Origin of the sequence: Streptomyces sp. NPDC048142 (assembly GCF_043202835.1) — a bacterium.
In the GTDB taxonomy this organism is placed as follows: domain Bacteria; phylum Actinomycetota; class Actinomycetes; order Streptomycetales; family Streptomycetaceae; genus Streptomyces.
Window position 1 is genome coordinate 20,817 of record NZ_JBIDBC010000051.1, and the last position, 7,442, is coordinate 28,258.

Here is a 7,442-nt window from a genome sequence, read left to right on the forward strand (position 1 = left end):
CGGCGAAGTCAGGAAGACGACACTACGGCGGGGCACAGGCGGAACCCGGGGCACCGCGCGGAGGCGGGCGAGGCGGGCCCTCCTCGCGCCGGTCGGGCGAGGCGGGCGCGGTGGGCGAGGCGGGCGCGGTGGGCGAGGCGCTCGGTTCCCCTGCGCTCAGAGCACACCCTTGCGCCACTCCCGTACCAGCAGCCAGCCGAGGTACGCCCCGCCGATCGCCATGGTGTAGATCCCGACCGGCAGGTCGTCGAAGAGCGCCAGCTGCTGGGAGCAGAGGTCCGCGAGCACCAGCAGCAGGCCGCCGGTGAGGGCGGAGAGCATCAGGTGCGGACCGGAGCCGCGGGTGAGGCGCTTGGCGATCTGGGGCGCGGTCAGAGCGATGAAGGCGATGGGTCCCGAGACGCTGACCGCGGCGGCCGAGAGCGCGATGGCCAGGACCACGGCGAGGGTCTTGGCCTTCTTCGGACCGGAGCCGAGTCCCTCGGCGATGTCGTCGCCCATCTCGCCGATGTCGAGGCGCCGGGAGATCAGTGCGGCCAGCGGGACGGTGGCGAGCAGAACCAGCCAGACGGTGGTGGCGTCGGTCCAGGAGCGGGCCGTCAGGCTGCCGTTGACGTAGGCGGTGAGAACAGAGGCTTTGTCACGTTCCAGGGCGTAGACGACGTACTGGGTGACGGCCGCGCCCATCGCGGCGACCCCGATCCCGGCGATGACGAGCCGGGCGGGGTTGCGGAAGCCGGTGCCGGTGGAGACGTACACGACGGCCATCGCCACCACCGCGCCGATGAGCGCACCGACGGGGACGGGCACGGTGTCGGGGAACATCAGGGCGCAGATCGCGGCGCCCGCGCCGGCTCCGGCGGAGAGCCCGATGACGTCCGGGCTGCCGAGCGGGTTACGGGTGACGGACTGGAACAGCGCGCCGGAGAGTCCGAGCGCCGCGCCGACCCCGATGGCGACGGTGAGGCGGGGGCCGCGCAGCCGGTTGAAGACGAAACGGTCCTTGCCCTCGGCGCCGCCGAGCAGTGCGGCCGGCAGGTCGGCGAGATCGATGCCGAGGCGTCCCCAGGTCAGCGTCGTGACGGCGGCCGCGAGCAGGAGGACGAAGAGCCCGGCGGCCGCGAGCACGGAGGCCCGGCGCATGGGTATCGCCACGGTGCGGCCGACGACCAGATAGCCCCGGGGGGACTTGGGGACGGGGGCGGACCGGTCGGTGCCGGTCCGGTCGGTGACGGTCATGAGGTGCCCCGCATCCTGCGTACGGCGATGAGCAGCGCGGGTGCGCCGATGAAGGCGGTGACGACGCCGACCATGAGTTCGGTGGGGCGCATGACGACCCGGCCCACCACGTCCGCGAGGAGCAGGAGGGTGGGGCCCATCAAGATGGCGAAGAGGATCTGGACGCGGAAGTCGACGCCGACCAGGGCCCGTACGACGTGGGGGACGGCGAGGCCGACGAAGGCGATCGGGCCGACGGCGGCGGTCGCGGCGGCGCTGAGCAGCGTGGCGGCGAGCAGTCCGCCGCCCCGGGTTCGCCCGGGGTGCGAGCCGAGGGCGACGGCGGTCGCGTCGCCCAGGGCCAGGGCGTTCAGGCCGGGGCCGAGGGCGAGGGCGAGCAGCAGGCCGACGGCGGCGAAGGGCAGGACGGACCAGAAGACGTCGAAGTCCCGGCCGCCCAGCGCTCCGACGACCCAGTAGCGGTAGCTGTCGAACACCTGCGGCTTGCTGAGGGTCACCGCCTGGATGAACGCCATGAGCACGGCGGTGAGCACGGCCCCGGCGAGCACCAGGCGCACCACGCTCGTCCCCGTACCCGCGGAGCCGACGACATGGACGAGGACACCGGCGGCCAGCGCGCCGGGCATCGCCCACCACATGGTGTCGGTCGCACCGGAGGCCCCGAGCCAGGCGGTCGCGGCGACGATGCTCGCGGAGGCGCCGGCGTTGATGCCGAGGAGGCCCGGTTCGGCCAGCGGGTTGCGTGAGACGCCCTGCATGAGGGTGCCCGCCACCGCGAGGCAGATTCCGGCGAGGACGCCGAGGACGGTCCGGGGGTAGCGGCTCTCGACGATGAGGGTGATGTTGGGGTCGGCGTTGCCCCCGAGGACGTCGACGACATCACCGAGCGAGGTGCTGCGACTGCCGAACATGACGCTCGCGCAGAGCGCGAGTGCCAGCGCGGCCAGGCCGAGGAGCAGGAGGAACGCCGACCGAGCGGCGCCGGTACGGGAGGTACCTGCGCCGCTCGGCGGTGCGACCGTGGTGGTTGCCATGAGTGTGGAGTGTGCCTGGTGGCCCTGGTCCTTCGGATACCCGCCCGGGGTTACTTGCCGGCGGTCTTGACGGCCTGGTCGATGATCGGCAGGTAGCGCTCGATCGTCCAGGGCACGGTCAGCGGGTTGATGATCGAGGAGGCGGTGACGAAGGAGTTGTCGTTGCTCGCGACGACCGCGCCCTTCTTGATCGCGGGGATCGCGCCGTACAGCTTCTGGCCCTCGATCTCCTCGCGGTTCTTCGCGTCCGTGTAGAACGTGAAGATCAGGTCACTGTCCTTGAGCTTCTCGGCGTTCTCCAGGCCGATGAGGGCCGAGTCGGTGCCGGGGGTCTCCTTGAAGCCGTTGACGACCGGGTCGACCTTCAGGCCGAGCGAGGAGACCATCTTGACGCGCTGCTCCTCGGGCTTGAAGACGCCGAGGGTGCCGGGGCCGGAGTTGTAGATGTAGGAGAAGGTGACGTCCTTGTAGTTCGGCCGGGTGGCCGCGGCGTCGGCGAGCTGCTTCTCGATCTTCGTCTTGAGACCGTTCGTGTCCTCGGTCCGGCCGAGCGCCTTGCCGATGATGTCGATCTGCTGGTCCCAGTCGGTGCTCCACGCCTGGTCGGGGTAGGCCACGGTGGGGGCGATGTCCTTGAGGACGTCGTACTGCTTCTGCGTGATGCCCGACCAGGGGGCGAGGATGACGTCCGGCTCCAGCTCGGTGATCGCCTCGAAGTCGATCTCCTCGCCGCCGGCGAACTGCTTGGGCAGGTCGTCGCCGGACTTCTTGACAGCCTCGTTGATCCACGGGAGGTAGCCGGACTTGTCACTGCCCCAGGGGTAGCTCTCGATGCCGACCGGGGTCTGGCCGAGGGCTATCGCGGTCTCGGCGGAGCCCTGGCCGAGGGTGACGATGCGCTCGGGCTTCTCCTCGATCTTCGCGGTGCCGAGCGAGCTCTTGATCGAGACGGGGAAGGCGCCGCCGCTCTTCGCCGAGTCCTTGGCCCCGCCCTTGTCCTCGTCGCTGTCGCCGTCCGAGGAGCAGCCGACCAGGGCGACGGCGAGGGCGACGGTGGTGGCCGTGGCGGCGAGGGTGCGGCGGCGCATGCGGGTGAAGCCGAGCATGGAGGGTCCTCAGGTTGACCGAGCGAATGAAGGTTAGGCAAGCCTAAGCCAGAGGTGTCGGCGCCTCAAACAAGCCCCCCTTCCGCACGGCCGGACACCGGTGCCGCACCTCGGGGCGGACGGCCCGGCAGAAGCCCCGCCTGGCACACGGGAGACAGGGACGCGAAACCGTCGCGCAGCAGCATGTGATCCGCGGATGGGCGATTGCCCGGCAGGATGAACATTTCGCGGCGTCGAGTCCCGCTCCGCACGTCGGCGCATCACCACAGGGGCGATGCGCGATCCGCGTACTGGCCCCCGGAGCAACGCCGTTGCTTCACCACCGTCATGGCTGCGCCACCTCAGCAGGAACCCGGGTTCGAGATGCTGACGGTTCGTCGGCCGACGGCGGACCGCGTCTTTCGTCCGGCTTCTTCCCTGATGCGACCCCGCCCGGTCGAGGACGATCCCACTGTCCTGACTATCCCGAATGTCCTGACGGGTCTGACTGTCCTGGCGACCGAAGCCGTCGGCAGGACCCTTCGCCCGCACAGCGGGATGTGCGTCGCCTTGTGCGCTGAATCGTTATGGAAACCGCGCCCGAACCGCACCGCTGACCACCGCCCGTGCGCCCTGAACGGCTCGAACGCTCTGAACTGGCGGAAGCAGATGACCACTGCGAGGGCCTGACCGGCCGTGCCCACCCCTCCTGCGCCAAGTGCCACGCCAAGTCGGTCCGGTAGCGGCGGAGGCACTCGCTGGGACCGGAGACGCCGGCCAGGCCATGCATCAGCGGCCGATGCAGATGAACCGCACGTAATGCGTGTATGCCAACCGCCGCCGACGCATCCTGGCGGCCTCGACCGAGCTGCTCAGCCCCGCGTGGAGCACACTGTTCTGCTGCAGTGCGACAATCCGTCGACTGAACTCCTGCCGCTGTAGCGCGGCTTGTTGGCCTGCGAGCGTGTGCTTCTGGGCAAGTCGTGTCCGACCATCCTCCAACTTGCTTGCGCGCCCGCGCGCGCAAGGCTTCAGTAGCGGGCTCGACCGCCTTGCGCTGATCGGCGAGCTGGGACCGGCGTCGGGTGATGCCCTGTTCGATCTGCTGCCGCTCCGCGGTACCGAGTGACTTCGGCTGACGGGCGGCCGCGGAGGCGACCACGTCACGGCGCCAGACATCGAGTGCGATGGCCTTGGCCTCGCCGATACCCGTGACGTTGACCAGCCTGCGGTTGCTTCTCCCCCTTGCGTGTGCCCGACTCGGTCGGGCCTGGCTTCGAGCACACGGGCCCGGCCGTTCACCGCCATGTCGCGGCAGCCGTGATGGCGTCCCCGCCTCGAAGCGCCCCTCGTCGCCCATCAAAGGCGGCCGCGGAACGGTACCCGGCCAGGAGATCATCCAGTTTGTGGAAGCGTCCAGTGACGGACGCCGGTTGACCGTGGTCGCCGGGCACGGCTCCTGTGACAACGGGCCCGTAGTCACCACCCTGGAAACCACCGGCAGCGTGGTCCTGATCGGTGATGTCGATGTGCGCGAGGGCAGCGAAGACGCCATCTGCACGAAGGAACTCCTGGCCCGGCAGGCCACCGTGAAGCTGGACGAGCCGCTGCGCGACCGTGTCCTGCTGGACGCGACCACCGGTAGGCCGATTCCGTTCAAGCCGCTGCTCGGGCCGTTGACCACCTGGAGCTGACCATCGGAGGCCTGCTCCTCGTGGCCCCGCTACCGGACGGCCCCCACGCCAGGTTCGGGGGGCCATCGCGCTACGCCCGTTCAGACGCAAAGCTTCCGCCACACGGACGCGAGACGGTGTCGTACGCCTCCCGGGTGCGGTCGCCAGCCTCACAGTGCCCGCATGACTCATACCCGCAAAGCGTGGCTGTGCGTGGCCGCGCTGCTCGCGTTGACCCTGAGCGGTACTCCCGCCCTCTCCGCCACGCCGTTGTCGACATCGCCGCCCGGGCATCAGGACCGCGCCTGCGCGGCCACGCCCAAGCCGCACGGGCAGGCCCGGAAGATCGCCAAGATCGTGCGCCAGACCCGCGAGGAGCTCGGACTGAAGGCCGCGCTGGTCAAGGTGACCGTGCACGGGCGCGAGGTCGTCACCACCGCCACCGGCGAGACGATGACCGGCGTCCCCGCCACCACCGACATGCATATGCGGGTCGGTGGGGTGGCCATCGGCTATCTGACCACCGTCCTGCTGCAACTCGCCGACGAGGGCCGGGTCAGCCTGGACGAGCCGGTGTCCCGGTGGCTGCCCCGCCTGCCGCACGGCGACAAGATCACGCTGCGGATGCTCGGCAGCTCGACATCGGGGCTGTACGACTACGTGACCGACCCCGGTTTCCTCGACGCCGTTCACGACGATCCGTTCCGGCAGTGGACCCCCCGTGAACTCATCGCCATCTCCACCGGTGAGCCGCTGTGGTACGAGCCGGGCACCAACTGGAGCTACTCCCACGCCAACTTCGTGCTCCTGGGAGCCGCCCTGGAGAAGATCACGGACACCCGGCTGGACCGGCTGCTCCACGAGCGCATCATGCGGCCGCTGGACCTGCGCGAGACCCGTAACCACTTCACCCCCGAGATGCCACGGCCGGTCCTGCACGCCTTCAGCACCGAGCGCGGTACGTACGAGGAGTCCACCTTCTGGAACCCGTCCTGGACGATCGCGCCCGGGGCGGTGCTGACCTCGGACATCTGCGACGTGGCCCGCTCGGCGGAGGCCATCGGGTCGGGGAAGCTGATCTCGCGGGCGGCGTACCGCACCCTCCTCAACCCCGGCACCGTCGGCAAGGGAGGCCCGACCGAGACCTGTCCCGCCACAGTCTGCCGGGCGCAGACCGAGGCCACCCACTACGGGCTCGGGATGGTCGTCAGGAACGGCTGGGTGTTCCAGAATCCGGTGTTCAACGGCTACGGCGAAGTGATGGCCTACCTGCCGGAGAAGGGCGTGGCGATCGCGGTGGCCACGACGACCGGCCCCTCCTCGCCCGAGGGCAACACCGCCGAGGCGGTCGCCTCACGCATCGCGGCCGTGCTGACACCGGACCATCCTCTGTTCGGCTAGCGGCAGCGAACCCGTCCGACCGCAGGTGGCCCAGGTCCGTCAGCATGCCACCGATACGATCACGGCCATGACGGCTTTGGAACCCGACGATCCTCGCGACCTCCGGCGGACATCGCGTCGGAGGACGAACCAGGGTGACGTTCGATGCTCTGGTGCACCATGCGGTCGACCTCTCCGGCGTGCACGGTCGGCGCCCGCGCATCATGTACGTGGGCACCGCCATCGGGGATGCCGAGCACTTCACGACCCGCATGACCGAGGCCGCGCGAATTGCCGGATTCGACCTGACGCCTCTGCACCTGTTCCCCATGCCCAACCTCGAAGATGTCGAGGGCTCGGTCCTCGACCACGATGTGGTCTGGGTCATGGGGGGCTCGGTGGTCAACCTGCTCGCGGTGTGGAGAGCGCATGGCCTGGACCGCGTCATGCACCGTGCCTGGCAGGCCGGTGTCGTGCTCAGCGGAGTCAGTGCGGGCTCCCTTTGCTGGTTCCAGGGAGGTGCCACCGACTCGTTCGGGCCGGAACTGCGCCCGGTCACCGACGCACTCGGTTTCCTGCCGTACGGCAACGGCGTGCACTACGACTCGGATGAGGGTCGACGTCCGTTGATTCACCAGCTTGTGGCGGACGGCACCATGCCCACCGCTCACTGCACAGACGACGGAGTCGGCCTGGTGTACCGCGGAACGGAACTGGTGGAAGCGGTGACGGAAACTCCCGGCAAGGGTGCCTACATCGTCAAACGCGACGGAGCCGGGGCGGTGGAGGAGCGCATCGAACCTCGCAGGCTGAACCTCGTAGGCTGACCGCGTCCTGGAGCACATCCCGGGCCATCGCGCCGAGGTCATCGGCGCCAAGGTCACCCTCGACGTGGCCACCCTCCTCAAAGCCGGGGCACCCCGCACCTGATCCACAACTGAGCTTGCTCCGCTTTGACGGACACCATTGGTGTGGTGGTCAGGCCGCGAGCGCGGTCTCGTACTCGGCGGGACTGCGGTAGCCGAGGCTGC

Annotated in this window: 6 protein-coding genes; 3 read left to right on the top strand and 3 right to left on the bottom strand. The window is 69.7% G+C overall.

Annotation, left to right across the window (positions count from 1 at the left end; all coding sequences use genetic code 11):
• Positions 1 to 156 precede the first annotated feature (156 nt).
• Genes ACGF2Y_RS34935 through ACGF2Y_RS34945 form a run of 3 tightly spaced genes read right to left on the bottom strand, consistent with a single transcriptional unit; the run spans position 157 to position 3,379 of the window.
• The gene (locus ACGF2Y_RS34935) at positions 157 to 1,239 is read right to left on the bottom strand and encodes a FecCD family ABC transporter permease (RefSeq protein WP_392955728.1); all 1,083 of its coding nucleotides are present in this window, start codon (positions 1,237 to 1,239) and stop codon (positions 157 to 159) included.
• Positions 1,236 to 2,273 carry a FecCD family ABC transporter permease gene (locus ACGF2Y_RS34940; RefSeq protein WP_392955730.1) on the bottom strand — a complete coding sequence of 346 codons (1,038 nt, stop codon included), beginning with the start codon at positions 2,271 to 2,273 and terminating at the stop codon, positions 1,236 to 1,238. The genes ACGF2Y_RS34935 and ACGF2Y_RS34940 overlap by 4 nt, the downstream gene beginning before the upstream one ends.
• Before the next feature lie 50 nt (positions 2,274 to 2,323).
• Positions 2,324 to 3,379 carry an iron-siderophore ABC transporter substrate-binding protein gene (locus ACGF2Y_RS34945; protein WP_392955732.1) on the bottom strand — a complete coding sequence of 352 codons (1,056 nt, stop codon included), beginning with the start codon at positions 3,377 to 3,379 and terminating at the stop codon, positions 2,324 to 2,326.
• A gap of 1,385 nt (positions 3,380 to 4,764) precedes the next feature.
• On the opposite strand from ACGF2Y_RS34945, the gene ACGF2Y_RS34950 reads away from it, so the two are divergent.
• The 3 genes from ACGF2Y_RS34950 to ACGF2Y_RS34960 all read left to right on the top strand — a co-directional run bounded on the left by ACGF2Y_RS34950 (position 4,765) and on the right by ACGF2Y_RS34960 (position 7,238).
• Positions 4,765 to 5,052 carry a hypothetical protein gene (locus ACGF2Y_RS34950; RefSeq protein ID WP_392955734.1) on the top strand — a complete coding sequence of 96 codons (288 nt, stop codon included), beginning with the start codon at positions 4,765 to 4,767 and terminating at the stop codon, positions 5,050 to 5,052.
• Positions 5,053 to 5,214: 162 nt separating this feature from the next.
• Positions 5,215 to 6,432 carry a serine hydrolase domain-containing protein gene (locus ACGF2Y_RS34955; protein ID WP_392955736.1) on the top strand — a complete coding sequence of 406 codons (1,218 nt, stop codon included), beginning with the start codon at positions 5,215 to 5,217 and terminating at the stop codon, positions 6,430 to 6,432.
• Between the two features lie 134 nt (positions 6,433 to 6,566).
• Positions 6,567 to 7,238, top strand: coding sequence for a Type 1 glutamine amidotransferase-like domain-containing protein (locus tag ACGF2Y_RS34960; protein ID WP_392955738.1), 672 nt, complete (start codon positions 6,567 to 6,569; stop codon positions 7,236 to 7,238).
• The last annotated feature ends 204 nt before the right edge of the window (positions 7,239 to 7,442 follow it).